General features: G+C 66.3%; 14 protein-coding genes. 3 read left to right on the top strand and 11 right to left on the bottom strand.

What is annotated here, in order from left to right; translation table 11 throughout:
- Positions 1–18: 18 nt before the first annotated feature.
- Positions 19–999 carry a KpsF/GutQ family sugar-phosphate isomerase gene (locus D619_RS0114150; protein ID WP_017669259.1) on the bottom strand — a complete coding sequence of 327 codons (981 nt, stop codon included), beginning with the start codon at positions 997–999 and terminating at the stop codon, positions 19–21.
- A 104-nt stretch (positions 1,000–1,103) separates the two neighbouring features.
- Between D619_RS0114150 and D619_RS16835 the strand changes: the two genes are divergently transcribed.
- A complete protein-coding gene (locus D619_RS16835) occupies positions 1,104–1,766 on the top strand; it encodes an HAD family hydrolase (RefSeq protein ID WP_017669258.1) in 663 nt (220 codons plus the stop codon).
- On the opposite strand, the gene D619_RS0114140 is transcribed toward D619_RS16835, so the two are convergent.
- Positions 1,763–2,389 carry a sterol desaturase family protein gene (locus D619_RS0114140; protein ID WP_017669257.1) on the bottom strand — a complete coding sequence of 209 codons (627 nt, stop codon included), beginning with the start codon at positions 2,387–2,389 and terminating at the stop codon, positions 1,763–1,765. The two genes, D619_RS16835 and D619_RS0114140, sit on opposite strands and share 4 nt — an antisense overlap.
- Before the next feature lie 192 nt (positions 2,390–2,581).
- Between D619_RS0114140 and D619_RS0114135 the strand changes: the two genes are divergently transcribed.
- Positions 2,582–3,400: an SDR family NAD(P)-dependent oxidoreductase gene (locus D619_RS0114135; RefSeq protein ID WP_152417472.1), complete on the top strand. Its 819-nt coding sequence runs from the start codon at positions 2,582–2,584 to the stop codon at positions 3,398–3,400.
- Here the strand turns inward: D619_RS0114135 and D619_RS0114130 are convergent.
- Entirely contained in the window at positions 3,390–4,826 is a 1,437-nt protein-coding gene (locus tag D619_RS0114130; protein ID WP_017669255.1) for an LTA synthase family protein, read from the bottom strand. The two genes, D619_RS0114135 and D619_RS0114130, sit on opposite strands and share 11 nt — an antisense overlap.
- Before the next feature lie 343 nt (positions 4,827–5,169).
- Between D619_RS0114130 and D619_RS0114120 the strand changes: the two genes are divergently transcribed.
- Positions 5,170–6,372: a capsular biosynthesis protein gene (locus D619_RS0114120; RefSeq protein ID WP_017669253.1), complete on the top strand. Its 1,203-nt coding sequence runs from the start codon at positions 5,170–5,172 to the stop codon at positions 6,370–6,372.
- On the opposite strand, the gene D619_RS0114115 is transcribed toward D619_RS0114120, so the two are convergent.
- From D619_RS0114115 to flgG, 8 genes are all read right to left on the bottom strand, one after another.
- Positions 6,373–7,326 (bottom strand): flagellar motor protein MotB, encoded by a 954-nt coding sequence (locus D619_RS0114115; protein ID WP_017669252.1) that lies wholly within the window; start codon positions 7,324–7,326, stop codon positions 6,373–6,375.
- A 10-nt stretch (positions 7,327–7,336) separates the two neighbouring features.
- Positions 7,337–8,203: a flagellar motor stator protein MotA gene (gene motA / locus D619_RS0114110; RefSeq protein WP_017669251.1), complete on the bottom strand. Its 867-nt coding sequence runs from the start codon at positions 8,201–8,203 to the stop codon at positions 7,337–7,339.
- Positions 8,204–8,391: 188 nt separating this feature from the next.
- Positions 8,392–9,363 carry a flagellin gene (locus tag D619_RS0114105; RefSeq protein WP_017669250.1) on the bottom strand — a complete coding sequence of 324 codons (972 nt, stop codon included), beginning with the start codon at positions 9,361–9,363 and terminating at the stop codon, positions 8,392–8,394.
- The gene (locus D619_RS0114100; RefSeq protein ID WP_017669249.1) at positions 9,360–11,237 is read right to left on the bottom strand and encodes a flagellar basal body protein; all 1,878 of its coding nucleotides are present in this window, start codon (positions 11,235–11,237) and stop codon (positions 9,360–9,362) included. The genes D619_RS0114105 and D619_RS0114100 overlap by 4 nt, the downstream gene beginning before the upstream one ends.
- Positions 11,234–11,491 (bottom strand): rod-binding protein, encoded by a 258-nt coding sequence (locus D619_RS16830; RefSeq protein WP_017669248.1) that lies wholly within the window; start codon positions 11,489–11,491, stop codon positions 11,234–11,236. The genes D619_RS0114100 and D619_RS16830 overlap by 4 nt, the downstream gene beginning before the upstream one ends.
- A complete protein-coding gene (locus D619_RS0114090; protein ID WP_051033516.1) occupies positions 11,491–12,552 on the bottom strand; it encodes a flagellar basal body P-ring protein FlgI in 1,062 nt (353 codons plus the stop codon). Before D619_RS0114090 ends, D619_RS16830 begins: the two co-directional genes overlap by 1 nt.
- A 26-nt stretch (positions 12,553–12,578) precedes the next feature.
- Positions 12,579–13,262 carry a flagellar basal body L-ring protein FlgH gene (locus D619_RS0114085; protein ID WP_017669246.1) on the bottom strand — a complete coding sequence of 228 codons (684 nt, stop codon included), beginning with the start codon at positions 13,260–13,262 and terminating at the stop codon, positions 12,579–12,581.
- Positions 13,255–14,040: a flagellar basal-body rod protein FlgG gene (gene flgG, locus D619_RS0114080; RefSeq protein WP_017669245.1), complete on the bottom strand. Its 786-nt coding sequence runs from the start codon at positions 14,038–14,040 to the stop codon at positions 13,255–13,257. Before flgG ends, D619_RS0114085 begins: the two co-directional genes overlap by 8 nt.
- Positions 14,041–14,046 lie beyond the last annotated feature (6 nt).

The following is a 14,046-nucleotide window of genomic DNA, read 5'->3' as shown; positions in this document are numbered from 1 at the left end:
GGCGCGCGGTGCATCGTGTCAACGACCCCAGGGCGGGGTGGCGGCGATGTCGTAGATCTGGACGGCGCCAATCGGCCGACGCGAATTGGCGTCGGGCACCACAAACAATACGGTGATACGGTGCGCGCGCATCATTTCCAGGGCATCATCCACCGAGGCGGACTGCTCGATGATCTTGGGCGCCGGCGTCATTACCGCGCTCACCGCCCCGGTGGCGACATTGGTCATCTGCCGGCGCAGATCGCCATCGGTGATCACGCCGACCAGATCGCCATCGGCATTCACCACGCCGGCCATGCCCAGGCGCTTTTCGGTCATGGTGATCAGCACCTGCGGCATTGGCGTGTCGATGGCCACCAGCGGCAGGCGATCGCCGCTGTGCATCACATCAACCACCATGCTGCGGCGCCGGCCAATGTCGCCGCCGGGGTGCAGGGCGCGGATCTCGTCTTCGGAAATGCCGCGGGCGTGCATGGCCGAAACGGCCAGCGCATCGCCCAGTGCCAGCATCATGGTACTGGATGTGGTGGGTGCCATGCTGGCGGTGCAGGCTTCGGGAACCTGCGGCAGCAGAAGGCCAATATCGGCGCGGCGCATCAGCAGCGAATCGCGGTTGCGACACACGCCGATCACGCGCACGCCAAGCCGCCCGGCATGGGCGTAAAGTGGTTGCAATTCAACGGTATCGCCGCTGTTGGAAAACACCAGCAACACGTCGCCGGGCATCACCATGCCGGCATCGCCATGCGCGGCTTCGGCGGCGTGGACGAAATGCGCCGGGGTACCGGTGGCGGCCAGCGTGGCGGCGATCTTGCGCGCAATGTGCCCGGATTTGCCCATGCCGGACACAACGATCCGTTGCTTGCAGGCCAGAATCTCGTCGACGGCGTCGGCAAAGCTGCCGTTGATCATTTCGCCCAGCTGAAACAGGGCTTCTGCTTCAAGCGCAATGACTTGCCGGCCGATGGCCTGATGGCGTTCCCTGGTCAGTCTCAGCATGATATTGTCCTGATGAATGACCCCTGTCGTGTGGGCCTGTTACTGCTGCAGCCGTCGCCGGTCAATTCTTGACAGCGGCGACAATGCCGGGAAGGCAGGTCGCCATGACTGCAACGCGCCAGCCCGGCCCGATCCTTCGCCACATCCTGTTTGATCTTGATGGCACATTGGTCGACAGCGTCCGGATCACCTGCGCCATCATCGATACCATGTTGGCGGCGCGCGGCGTCGCGTTTCATGCCGATCCAGCGCTGGCACGTGCCATGGATGCGATCGGCGGCGAAGCGATGATCGCCGCAGTGATGGGACCGCACTGCCGCGATCCCGGGATCGAGATTGCCGAATTCCGCGTCCGCCATGCCGTGGTTGCGACTCCGCCGGATCTGGCCTTCCCGGGCGTTGCCGAGGCACTGGCGGCCCTGGCCAGCGCGGATATCGGCCTGGGCATCTGTTCCAACAAGCCGCAACATCTGTGCGAGAAGATCCTGACCGATCTTGATCTGGCCCGGTATTTCGGAGCCATTGTCGGCGCCCGCAGCGATTTGCCGCGCAAGCCCGCCCCCGATGGCGCGCGGTTGGCGCTGGCAGCGCTCGGCGCTGATCCGGCTTCGACGCTGTATGTGGGGGATTCGGCCGTGGACGCCGCCACGGCAAGGGCTGCCGGGCTGCCGTTGGCGCTGGTCGCTTGGGGCTATGGCCTGGCCGGTGCGCGTGCCGCCGCGCCTGAAGCAAGGGTGCTGGTGAGCCTGAGGCAATTGCTGGATTAGGCGCGGCGTTCGCGGGCGATGCGGGTGCCGAACAGCCGATCCCACATCATGCCGGTGATGGCATAATTGCCTTCTTCATCAAGATGATGGTGACGCATGTGATGGGTTTTCAGCAGCCGCGCCATCCGGCCCTTCATCGGCCATTGGTGGCAGGCATAATGCACCAGATCATAAGCGACATAGCCGCTGATCCAGCCCAGAAACAGCCAATTGCCGACAGGGCCAGCCAGCCCCACCACGACGGCCCAGATCACAGCTGCCACCGGCAGGCTGACGATTGGCGGCATCAGGTTGCGCAGCGGATCATTGGGCATGTCATGGTGGTTGCCGTGCATGACGAACACGAATTGTTCCATCATCGCCGAGGCCGGATCCCAATGGAACAGGAAGCGGTGCAGGGCATATTCGGTCAGCGTCCACAACACCACGCCGGCAAGACAGGCCGTGCCGGCTGCCAGCATATCGGGCGCACCTTGGGCGCCGGCCGTTGCCAGCCATGCCCGCCAGCCGATGACAGGCAACGCCACTGACCACAGGGCCAGAAAGCCGGGGATTGAAATCACTGTCAGCTTTTCCAGCCAGCGATTTTCAAACAGCTTGATTCGAGAATGGGAGGGCACCATCACCGACGGTCTCAACAGGAGGTCGCGGCCGGTGTCAAGGTGCAAGCGACGCAACGCCCAATAGTTACGACACTCCGCCAAGTGCTTGTCACATTTTGGTAATTCGTGAACATTTCGTGATTGCTGCGTCGCAACATCTTGCCCCCGATTCCTTGGCTTATCAGGTCTTGCGGGGTGTTCTATGAACAGGCCATGAGCAGTTCGCCCGATGCGTCGGTTCCAGCCCCCCACGGCGATATAACGTCCGAAACGGTGCCATTCCTTCGCCGTGTCCTGATCACCGGCGCGTCGGGAGCCATCGGCGGCGCGCTGGCGCGGCAGCTGGCGGCGCCGGGAACCCAATTGCTGCTGTGGGGCCGGGATGCGGCACGGCTGGCGGCCATCGCGGCCGAATGCCAGGCCGCCGGGGCCGCCGTGGAACTGCGCCAGATCGATCTGGCCGATCCCGCAACTGCGGCGGACGCCGTGGCGGCCGAAGACAATGCAGCGCCGATCGATTGGGCGCTGCTGGTTGCGGGGCAGGGCGACGCGGTGCCACCGGGACAGATTGTCGAACCGGCCGAACAGGTTGCGCGCCTCGCGGTCGTCAATTTCGCGGGCCCGGCATCCTTGGCGGCGGCGTTGGCGTCGCGCATGGCCGGGCGCGGGCAGGGCCGGATCCTGCTGGTGGGTTCGGCAGCGGCCTTCCATGCCTTGCCGCACGCGCCGGCCTATGCCGCCAGCAAGGCCGGGCTGGCGCGCTTTGGCGAGGCGCTGCGACTGGCGGTGGCGCCCCATGGCGTGACCATCACGCTGGTATCCCCGGGTTTCGTCGATTGGGCTGGCGGCGGCCGGCCGGTGCCGAAAGCCTTGCTGCTGCCGCTGGAGGACGCTGCCCGCCGTATCCTGGCGGCGTTCGATGCCGGGGCCGGCCATGCCATCATCCCGCGCCGTTTTGCGTTGCTGCGGCTGCTGGATCGGGTGCTGCCCAGTTTCGTTCGGGATGCGCTGTTGCGCCGGCTCAAGCCGTGATGCTGTCCACCAGCAGATGGTGCAGCTGCGCCGGGGTCAGGTCCTGCGGCGTGCCATTGCCTTCCAACACCGCCCCATCGGGGCCAAAGCGCAGCAGCACATAGGGTGTATCGCGATCGCCGCCCGGATCGACCAGGCCGGCAATGCTGGGGCGATGATCGCCATAGAACAACAGGATTGCCGGCCGCTTCAGCGCCGATATTTCATCGATCAGGCGGGTCAGCATGGCATCCCCTTTCCCAACCAGGTGCAGATAGGCGCTTGATCGCTTGCCGTGGCTGGCGCCGCTGTCGGCTGGCCATGGGCCGTGATTTTCGATGGTCACGGCATGGATCAGCACGGGGGCGTCGCTGGCGCGGGCACGGGCCATCATCATATCGGCAATGGCCGCATCGGAGACATAGCGATGCTCGCCGCGCCCGGGCAGGCAAAAGGCTTCTGGTCCCAGCATCTCGCTGAAACCCGCGGCCGGCATGATCTGGTTGCGGCCATAGAAGCCAAGGTCGTGCGGGTGAACGAACAGGCTGCGCCAGCCGGCGCGGGCAAGGCGGGCCGGCAAGGCGTGGCTGCTTTCTCCCAGGGCGGTGAGATAGGGATCGTAGCGGCGAAACCCGAGCACATCCTCGTCACGGCCGAACAGCACGCCATATTCGGCACGCTGGGTATAGGCGCCAAAGCCGGATACCAGCAGGCGCCCCTGGGCCCAGGCCTTGCGGCGCGCCGCGGCCAGCCCAGGCAATGCCAGGGCTGGATCACCGAAAAGATCGGCCGGATCGGCAAAGCTCTCGCATTGCACCACCACCACCAGACTGGTGCTGGGCTTCATCACTTCGGCGGTGCAGGCCGGTGGATCTTCGGTGTGCCACCACCGCCACCAATAAAGCAGGATTGAGCCGATCAGGCCATGGCGCGCCATGTCGGTAATGGCATCAGGTTCCATGGCCAGCCGGTTCCATGGCGGGGCCACCACACTCCCCCGAATGATCAGCAGCGCCAGCAGCAGCTGGCCCAATCCAGCAAGGCGCGCCGTGATGTCGAACACAAATTGCCAGGCCAGCAGCCCGATCAGCGCCATGGCGCCAGCGATCAGCGCCACCAACTGCCAGGGCCGCAAGGCGGAAAGATAGAATTGCGGATGACGGAACACGGCGACCAGCAGCTGCAGATCCGAAAACAGCAACGGCTCACCCAGCATGGCGTTCTTGGCGTTGGAAACGACCACCAGCAGGATCATCACGCCCAGTGCCACCAGCCCGGCCACCAGCGCATTGCCGAACAGCAATTGCACAAGCCCGGCTGCGGCCAGCATCGTCCACAGATGCAGCCAATATCCCGCCAGGCTGCGCGGCCGCCTCGGCCGCACGAATGCATCGGCCAACACGCTCGCAATCAGCAGCAGCAGAATGATCAGGAAGGTGCGACCCATCGATTCTTTCGGGATCGAATGGCGAGGTACCACCGATTTTGGCAGGCTGAATAGCCGGGGATTGCCGGCCTGTCATTATGCCTGTGCGACGGCTTGCCGTGGGCAGGCAGATTTTCACGCTGGCGAGTCCGGCCAGGCTTCGCAATGCCAGCATGTTCGAGGCGTTGGCCCCAGTGTCGCCGCAATTCGCAGCCAGCCTGTCGACAAATGCCAGCAACCCACCCTAAAGGCAGCGCGAGAGCCAGAGTTGGAGCCGCCCGTGAGGCCTGAGATGACCAGTCCCGCGACTGGCGCAATCCCTGTTTTGCAGCATGCATCTGCACCGTCGCCGGCCCATCGCAGCGTGCTGTTGCTGCAGGGGCTGATGGGGCCCTTGTTCCGCCGGCTGGGCCAGGGCCTGATCCGCGCCGGCTACCGGGTGCACAAGGTCAATTTCAATGGGGGTGACCGCGCCTATTGGCGGCTGCCCGGCGGCATCGATTATCGCGGCAGCCAGGCAGACTGGCCGGCGGCCTTTCGCGGCCTGATCCGCCAGCATGACGTGACCGATGTGATGCTGTTTGGCGATTGCCGCGATTATCATGTCGTGGCCCGCGCCATCTGCCGCGAACTGGGTGTGCGGGTGCATGTCTTTGAAGAAGGCTATGTCCGCCCCGATTGGGTGACGATGGAAGAAGGCGGCGTGAACGGCCACAGCAGCCTGCCGCGCGATCCGGACTATTATCGCCGCCGTGCCGCCCAGTTGCCGCCGGTGCCGCCGCATGGACGGGTGCAATCTTCCTTTCCCCGCCGCGCGCTGGAAGGGGTGATCTACAATGTCGCCGATGTGCTGACCCGCTGGCATTATCCGCATTGGAACAACCACCGCCCCTGGCACCCGCTGGTGGAAGGCATGGGCTGGGCGCGCAAATTGTGGCGCAAGCAGCGCCGGGAGGCGGCTGGCGCGCAGCTTTTGGCCCGGCTTGAAGCATCTGGCGCACCCTATTTCCTGTTTCCGCTACAATTGGACAGCGATGCCCAAATCCGCATCCATTCGCCGTTCGTGGGCATTGCCGATGCGCTGAAGACCGTGATCGAGTCCTTTGCCGCCCATGCCCCGGCCGGCGTGCGGCTGCTGGTGAAGGAACATCCGCTCGATAACGGCGTGAGCGACTGGCAGCAGGTAACGGCCGACATTGCCGCGCGTTTCAACGCGGCAGACCGCATCGATTATCTGGTGGGCGGCGACATCGAGGCGATCAGCGCCCGGGCACGCGGCATGGTAACGATCAACAGCACCACAGGCACCCTTGGTCTGGCCATGGGCGGACCAGTGATCGTGCTGGGCGAAGCCATTTACGACATGCCCGATATCACCTTCCAGGACGGGCTTGATGCCTTCTGGCAACGGCCCACGCCGCCTGATGCCGAGACATTTGCCGCCTGGCGCCGGGTGCTGATCGATCATTGCCTGATCCCCGGCGGCTTCTTCTCCACACAGGCGCTGGACAAGGTGGTGAAGCACGCCATCGCCCGTTTCGAAGGGCGTCCGCTGGCGCCGGAGTGATCAGGCCGGATCCTGATAGAGCAGGGTCACGCTGATCCGGCGATTGCGCGGATCGTTGGGCTTGTCCTTCACGTAAGGATCGGTATCGGCCACGCCTTCGATGCGGCGGAAGCGGCTGCCTGGGATGCCGGCACCCATCAGCAGGCGGCGCGTGGCATCGGCGCGGGCGGTGGAAAGGCTCCAGTTGCTGGTGCCGCCCGGCCTGGAGAAGCCCAGCGCATCGGTGTGGCCGCGCACGGTGAGATTGTTGGGCATGTCCTCGATGGCGTGGGCCACGGTCTGCACCAGTTCGCCGGCATCGCTGGTGGGGGCCGCCGTGCCAAGCCCGAACATGGAGAAATCGGCGCGCTCCACCAGATCGATGCGCAACCCGTCGCGCGTCTTCACGAAACGCACCTGGCCCTTCAGGCCTTTCAGCGTCGGATCGGCCTCCAGCTTGGCCATGATGCGCTGAGCGGCCTTGTCGAGCGCGGCGTCGTCGCGGGCCCGCGCTTCGGCGGCAGCCCTGGCGGCGGCTTCCGCGTCACCGGGCCGCGCCAGCTTGCCGCTGTTGCCGCTGGCCTGGCCCTGCTGACCTGATGCTGCATTGCTGCCTTCGCCCACGCCGGGCCTGGTTGCGGCGCTGTCGCTGCCTGCGGCCGTCACCGGCCGCCTGCCGGTGGTTTCGGGGCGGATGGACGCGCCATCGGGTGCGGTCACGGAACGGCCGCCAAACAGCCCGTTGGAACCGCCGCTGTTCTGCATCTGGATCACCGTGGGGGTGAAATAATCCGCGATGCCCTTGCGCTGCTGTTCGTTGGTGGCGCCCAGGATCCAGAGCAGCATGAAGAAGGCCATCATGGCAGTGACGAAATCGGCATAGGCAATTTTCCACGCGCCGCCATGGTGGGCGTGGCCGTGCCCTTTTGCTTTCTTGATAATGACTTCCGGTTCAATGTTCAGTTCAGGCTTCACGGACGGCTCCTCACTTTGCTGTCCGCATGCCGTCAAAAATCTCGCTGAAGCTGGGCTGATGGGTGGGGCTGATCGACGTGCGCGCCGCTTCGATCACCAGCGGCTGCGGCTGGCCCTTCAAGGTGGCGATGATCACCCGCCGCACCACCATGTAGATTTCACTGTCTTCATCGATCACAGCCTTCAGCCGCGCCGACAGCGGGCCAACAATGCCATAGCTGAGCAGAACGCCAAGGAAGGTGCCGACCAGCGCGGACCCGACCATGGCGCCCAGGATGGCCGGCGGCTGATCGATGCTGCCCATCGTCTTGATGACGCCCAGCACGGCCGCGACAATGCCCAGCGCTGGCAGCGCGTCCGACATGGTCTGCAATCGCTCGACGGGCTTCAGGGCGGCGTGGTGGTGGGTGTCGATATGGGTTTCGATCACTTCATCGACCGCGTTGGGGGACAATGTGCCGGTGGACACCACCAGCAGCCGGATCGAATCCGTCACCAGATCGATGAAGAAATGATCGGCGGCGAACTGCGGATATTCGGCGAAGATGCTGGAGGATTTCGGGTCTTCGATATGCGGTTCGACGGCCGTCGGCCCTTCGGTGCGGAACAGGCGCATCAGTCGCGCGGTGAGGAAGATCGCCGCGCCATAATCGGCCTTCTTGTATTTGGGACCTTTCACCACCTTGCCAAGACCGCCGCCCATCTCCTTGATTCCCTTGATATCGGTCGCCACAAGCGTGGCGCCGGCAGCGGCGCCGCCGATGATCAGGAATTCGTGGGGAAGGGCGTGCAGAACCGGCCCCAGGCTGCCGCCGGTGATGGCAAAACCGCCAAACACCATGACGATGAGCACGACAAGGCCGATGATGGACAGCATGCAGGGGCCGGCTCCGCAGGGTGAAGGGTTCCCCCGGATTACGGCCCGTTCAGAACGGACTTAATGATGACTGCCCCACTGGAACCAATCTCAAATCCGCTCATGCCGAGCTTGTCGAGGCATCCGCCGGCTGTGGTGCGTGCCTCGACAAGCTCGGCATGAGCGAGTATCTCTCTGTGCCAGAGCGCCTAGCGGATATCGTCCCACAGGCTGAGGCGTGACACGCGGGCAAAGCTCGCCTGCGCCGCTTCCAGCACCACCGACAAGCGGTCGAGCCGGGCAATCGCCTCGGTCATGTCGGTGTCTTCCAGCTTCGACAGGCTGGATTTCAGTTCGAGCTGGCTGCGATCGAGCCGGTCGCTTTCGGCCTCCAGCCGCGCCGCCCGCGCGCCGAGCAGCGCCTGTGCGGCGGCCAAGCCACCCACATGATCGTCGATGGCTGCCAGCGCTTCGTCTATCGCGGCATCGAAGAACAGCGGGCGTGGCTCCTCCAGGCTGTCAGCCAGATGGGCCAGACTGTCGAAGAAATTGCGCTGGCGGGGCGGCGGCGGCACGTTCGGATCCGGCGGCGGCGCCAGCGGGTCGACCGGCGGCAGCGGTTCGGTCACGCCAAAGGCTTCCGGCCCGGTGATGCCGGCGGCGATGCGGCGGCCAATGGTGGCCACTTCCGGCGCTGCGCCCAGCCCGGCCCAGGTCGCGAGGCCTTCGGGATCATCGGCATAGGCCGGCGGGGTGCCAACCCCGGCAAACAGCGCCTCGCCATCGGCGCCGCGCGCTTCGGCCAGCCCGCGGGCGGCGGCGGCCAACTCCCGCACTTCCAGCGCCAGCACGCGGCGATCGCCGGCATTGAGCGCACCGTTGCGGCCCGCCAGTGCCAGTTCCTTGGCGCGCGCCGCCAGATCGGCAATGCTGGCCAAGGCCACTTCACTGGCCGAAAGCCGGGCACTGGCCGCATCCATCGCCTTGCGCTGCACTTCGGCCTGGCCGTCGGCGCGGCGCAGCGTGGCGGTGCGGGCAAAGGCGATGGCATCATCGCCGGGCTTCTGCAGTTTCTTGCCCGTGCTGATCTGTTCCTGCACCTGCGCCAATTGCTCCGAAAGCCCCTTCAGGCGGCGGACGGCGGCATCATGGCCGGCCCGGGCGGAAAGCGGCGGGATCATCGGGCGAGCCCGAGAATCTGATCGAACAGGTCACGCGCCACGCCGATCACCTGGGCATTGGCGCGATAGGCGGCCTGCAGGCGGGTGAGTTCAGCCGCTTCCTTTTCCAGATCGACGGCCGATACCGCATCATTGGCGCGCGCGGCATCCTCCTTCAGGCTGGCGGCGGCCGTTTCCAGCCGCCTTGTATCGGAAACGCCGGCGCCGATGCCTGCCAGATCGGCATCCAGCACCGCCTCGATCGTGCCGTTGGGGCCGGGTTGGGCGCGTAGGCGGCCGAGTTCGAGCAGGTTGCGATTGTCCTGCGCGCCTGCCGGAGTGGGGGCGATGCGGAACAGATCGCCCTCTGCCGCATCGGCCGGAATGCGGAATCGCACGCCCGGCCCTTCGATCAAACTGCCATCGGCGGGCACGGTGGCCAGCAGATTGACCCCGGTGGGATCGCGGATCTCGGCCAACCCGCCGGCAATCACCGTGATGCGCCACGGCGGCGGCGTGGTGTCGCCACCAGGCAGGGCGAGCGCAGTGGCATCGTCGAAAATCTCGGGCAGGCTGCGGGCGCCATTGCTGGGCAGGCCATCGATCTGCCAACGCGCGGCCGCGGCCACCTCGGCCGGCTGCAAGGGACGCAGGCTCAGCCCCTGCGCGCCGGTCAGCGGCGCCACCGTCCATTGGTCACCACTCACCCAGCCATTGCCGATGGTGACGGTCAACCCATCCAGCAACAAGGGCGAGGGGCCGGTGATGCTGGCGCTGTTGTCGGTGCGGGCCAGGGTGAAACCGCCGGCTTCGGCAATCAGCCGATAGCCGCCCGCAAAGGGGGTTGCACCATCGGCCAGCACCACATCCAACGGCGCCTGGCCGGCATTGGCCTTGCCCACGCTGGTGCGGGTGGCGGTGGTGGCAAAGATCGCCTGACCGGGCTGGCCCAGCGCATCAATACCTTGCTGGTGCCAGTTGTTGACCATCGTGGCAAAACTGCCGGCGCTGCCATCCAGCGCGGCGCGGGCGCGGATGATCTGGCCACTGGCTTCCAGCAGGCCCGCCAGTCGCCCCGACGCCGGCAGCCGCAGCGGCACGGGCGCATGATCGGGATCGAGCAGCACGGATTGGCCATCGGGCGCGATGCCGATGCGGCTCGAATTGCCGGCCCTCGGCACCAGCAGCACCGCTGATGGGCCAAAGCCGAGCTTGACCTCCACCACGCCGCGTTCGCCTTCGCTTACGCTGATCCGCACTTCATCCGCCAGATCGGCGAGCAACCGGTCGCGATTGTCGAGCAGGCCGGCTGCGGCAATATCGCCCCGGTCGCCGCGCCGCAGCTGATCATTCACGCGCACCAGGGCGGCGGCCAGATCGTTCACCCGCCGTGCCGACAGGCCGGCTTCGGCGCGGACATCGGCTTCGAGCTGTTCGAGGTCGCGGCCATGGCCCGCGAACGCCGCAGCGGCATCTTCGGCCGCATCCAGAAACACGGTGCGTGCTGCGGGCTGGGTGGGGGCGGCGGCCAGCCTTGTCGCGGCATCGAAGAAACCGCCGACCCGGCCGACCACATCGGCGGTGGCGGCCAGCGACTCCAGCCGCTGCAGCCAATCGAGGCGAGCGCCGAACCGGGCCTGATCGCCGCTGGCGATGCGGGCGGCATTGGCCTTGAGCGGATCAACATCGCGCACCAACGCGGCCGTGCGCACGCCGGCGCCGCTCAGGGTGGCGCGCTGGAAGGGTCCGCCGCTGCCGGCCGGCTGCGTGGCGAGCACGATGCGGCGGCGGACAAATCCGGGCGTATCGGCATTCGCCACATTGTCGCCGGTGGCGTTGAGCGCATTCTGGAACGCCAGCACGCCGGAGCGGCCGAGCGAGAGCAGGTCCATCATTTGCCTGCCTCCTTCGCCAGCAATTGCGCCAGGCCGAGCGGCGCAGCGGCAGCGATGGCGCGGCCGCGCTGGTCATCCACCATGTCGCGGATCTGATCATTGTTGCCCAGCATGTCATCGCCCAGCTTGGCGGCGCGCGCCGTCTTCAACAGCCGGGTGACGAGCAGGGCTTCGAAATCCTGGCCGGCCTTTTTGGCGGCCTTCACTTCATCAGGCTGGCGCGTGATGGGCATCGTGACAGGCTTGATCTCCATCAGATCACCACCAGTTCGGCTCTGAGCGCGCCCGCAGCCTTGAGGGCTTCGAGGATGGCGACAAGATCGCCCGGCGCGGCGCCCAGCGCGTTCACCGCATCGATGATCTCGCCCAGCTTTGCCCCCGGCGCGAACAGGTTCATGCGGGTCTGCGCTTCGCCGGCTTCCACGGTGGATTGCTGGGTGACCACCGTCTGGCCGCGGCCGAACGGGCCGGGCTGGCTGGCCTGCTGGTTCTCGGTCACCCGCACCGTCAGGTTCCCGTGGGCGACGGCAGCGGGGAGGATGCGGACTTCGCCCGATATCACCACTGTGCCGGTTCGGGCGTTGACGATCACCTTGGCGGCGGGCGGCTGCAGGGTGACGTCCAGCGCCTCCACGCGGGCGGCGAGCGCGATGCGGCTGGCCGGCGCATCAGGCGCGTTGATGGCGATGCGGATACCGTCTTCGGCGCGGGCCGCTTCGCCGCCAAAATTGCGGTTGATGGCATCGGCCACCGATTTGGCGGCGGAGAAATCGGGTTCGTTGAGATCAAGGAACAACGGCCCGCTGCCCGTGAACGGTGAGGCGACGGCGCGTTCGATGATGCCGCCGCCCGGCACGCGGCCGGTGGCGGGTGTGCCGACCACGATTCGGCTGCCGTCGCGGCCTTCCGCACCGAAACCGCCGACCGCCAGCGACCCTTGCGCCAGTGCGTAAATCTCGCCGTCCGGCCCTTGCAGCGCTGTCAGCAGCAGCGTGCCGCCACGCAGGGATTTCGCCTGGCCCAGCGCCGCCACCGTCACGTCCAGACGCTGGCCGGGCTTGGCAAAGGGCGCCAGTTCCGCCGTCACGATCACCGCTGCGGCGTTGCGCAACTGCGGGTTGACGCCCGGCGGCAGCAGCACGCCCAGCCGGGCGGTGGCGGATTTCAGCGACTGGATGGTGAATTCCAGATTCTGGTCACCCGTGCCGGTCAGGCCCACCACAATGCCATAACCCGTCAGCGCGTTGGCACGCACGCCGGAAAAGCGCGCGATGTCCTTCACCCGCTCGGCGCTGGCCGGTGCGTTGGCGAGCATCAGCAACAGAAGGGCAAGCCAGCGGATCACAGTGGGGAAATCCTGGCAAAGAAGCGCGCCAGCCAGCCCTGGCGGCTGTTGTCGGCCACCTGACCAGTGCCGCCAAAGCGGATGCGGGCATCGGCAACGCGGGTGGAGGGCACGACATTGTCGAAGCCCAGATCATCGATGCGCACGAGGCCCGTCAATTTCAGATGCTCTTCGCCGCGATTGAGCATCAGCCGCTTTTCGCCGGCAATGCGCAGCACGCCGCCGGGCAGCACTTCGGCGACGGTAACGGTGATCTCGCCAAACAATTCGTTGTTCTGCTCGGCGGAGCCGCTGCCGCTGAAGCTTTGCGTCGCGCCGCCCTGGGTGGCGCGATTCAGCGTGTCGGCGAACGGAATGGCCGGCGGAAACCGCAGCGCATTGTCGCTCTCGCGGCCGGATTCAGCACTGGCGGATTTGCTGGCGCGGGTGCGTTCCACCAGGCGGATGGTGATGAGATCGCCCACCCGCCGCGCCCGCCGATCGGTGACGAGGCCGCTGAAATATTGGGCGTTGAACAGGCTGCCGGTGGGGATGGCAAGCAGCACCGGCGCCGCCACCACGGCCGGCGGGATCGGCCGCAGCTTCTTGGCCGCAAACGCCGGCTGCGCCAGAACGAACAGGATGGCCGATGCCAGCAGCCAGCAGGCCAGCGAAAGCTGCGCCGATTGCCGCTCAGACATTCTGCACCACATAGCGGCTCATCTCGTCGGCCGCGTTGATCACCTTGGCGTTGATCTCATAGGCGCGCTGCGTCTCGATCATGTCGACCAGTTCCTGCACGGTGGACACGTTCGATCCTTCCAGCATGCCCTGGCGGATATTGCCCATCCCGGCCTGCCCTGCGACGCCCAGCGTGGGCGGCCCCGAACCGGCGGTTTCGCGATAGAGATTGTCTCCCACTGGCATCAGCCCGGCGGGGTTGAGGAAGCGGGTGAGCTGCAACTGCCCCACTTCCACCGGCGCGGCCTGGCCGGCCACGGCGGCGGTGACGATGCCATCGGGCGAAATGGTGATCTGGCTGGCGCCATCGGGGATGGTCAGCGGCTGCGCCAGCCGCAGGCCAGACGCGGTGACCATTTCGCCATTGGCCGAAAGCTTGAAGCCGCCATCGCGGGTATAGCCAACCGTGCCATCGGCCAGCTGCACGGCAAAGAAACCGGCACCATCGATGGCCAGATCCAGCGCATTGTCGGTGGTCTGCAGCGTGCCCTGGCTGTGCATGCGTTCGGTGCCCACCACGCGCACGCCGGTGCCGGTGCCCAGCCCGGTGGCATATTGCGTGTCGGCCCCGCTCGCCGCGCCGGGGTTGCGATCATCCTGGTACATCAGGCTGGCAAAGCTGGCCCGGTCCTTCTTGAAGCCGGTGGTGGAAACGTTGGCGAGGTTGTTCGAAATCGTCTTCATGCGCTGGTCGAGCGCATCCAGCCCCGAACGGGCAATCTGCAAGGCGGTCGTCATGCTTTC

Origin of the sequence: Sandarakinorhabdus sp. AAP62, assembly GCF_000331225.1 — a bacterium.
In the GTDB taxonomy this organism is placed as follows: domain Bacteria; phylum Pseudomonadota; class Alphaproteobacteria; order Sphingomonadales; family Sphingomonadaceae; genus Sandarakinorhabdus.
This window is presented reverse-complemented; position numbering and strand designations above follow the sequence as displayed.

What these genes read in the sequence shown, in the direction of transcription:
- D619_RS0114140 (WP_017669257.1), bottom strand. Translation starts at nt 2,389, where the DNA reads ATGGTGCCCTCCCATTCTCGAATCAAGCTGTTTGAAAATCGCTGGCTG.
- D619_RS0114130 (WP_017669255.1), bottom strand. Translation starts at nt 4,826, where the DNA reads ATGGGTCGCACCTTCCTGATCATTCTGCTGCTGCTGATTGCGAGCGTG.
- D619_RS0114085 (WP_017669246.1), bottom strand. Translation starts at nt 13,262, where the DNA reads ATGTCTGAGCGGCAATCGGCGCAGCTTTCGCTGGCCTGCTGGCTGCTG.
- D619_RS0114105 (WP_017669250.1), bottom strand. Translation starts at nt 9,363, where the DNA reads ATGATCCCGCCGCTTTCCGCCCGGGCCGGCCATGATGCCGCCGTCCGC.
- motA (WP_017669251.1), bottom strand. Translation starts at nt 8,203, where the DNA reads ATGCTGTCCATCATCGGCCTTGTCGTGCTCATCGTCATGGTGTTTGGC.
- D619_RS0114100 (WP_017669249.1), bottom strand. Translation starts at nt 11,237, where the DNA reads ATGATGGACCTGCTCTCGCTCGGCCGCTCCGGCGTGCTGGCGTTCCAG.
- D619_RS0114135 (WP_152417472.1), top strand. Translation starts at nt 2,582, where the DNA reads ATGAGCAGTTCGCCCGATGCGTCGGTTCCAGCCCCCCACGGCGATATA.
- D619_RS0114150 (WP_017669259.1), bottom strand. Translation starts at nt 999, where the DNA reads ATGCTGAGACTGACCAGGGAACGCCATCAGGCCATCGGCCGGCAAGTC.
- D619_RS0114090 (WP_051033516.1), bottom strand. Translation starts at nt 12,552, where the DNA reads ATGCTCGCCAACGCACCGGCCAGCGCCGAGCGGGTGAAGGACATCGCG.
- D619_RS16835 (WP_017669258.1), top strand. Translation starts at nt 1,104, where the DNA reads ATGACTGCAACGCGCCAGCCCGGCCCGATCCTTCGCCACATCCTGTTT.
- D619_RS16830 (WP_017669248.1), bottom strand. Translation starts at nt 11,491, where the DNA reads ATGGAGATCAAGCCTGTCACGATGCCCATCACGCGCCAGCCTGATGAA.
- flgG (WP_017669245.1), bottom strand. Translation starts at nt 14,040, where the DNA reads ATGACGACCGCCTTGCAGATTGCCCGTTCGGGGCTGGATGCGCTCGAC.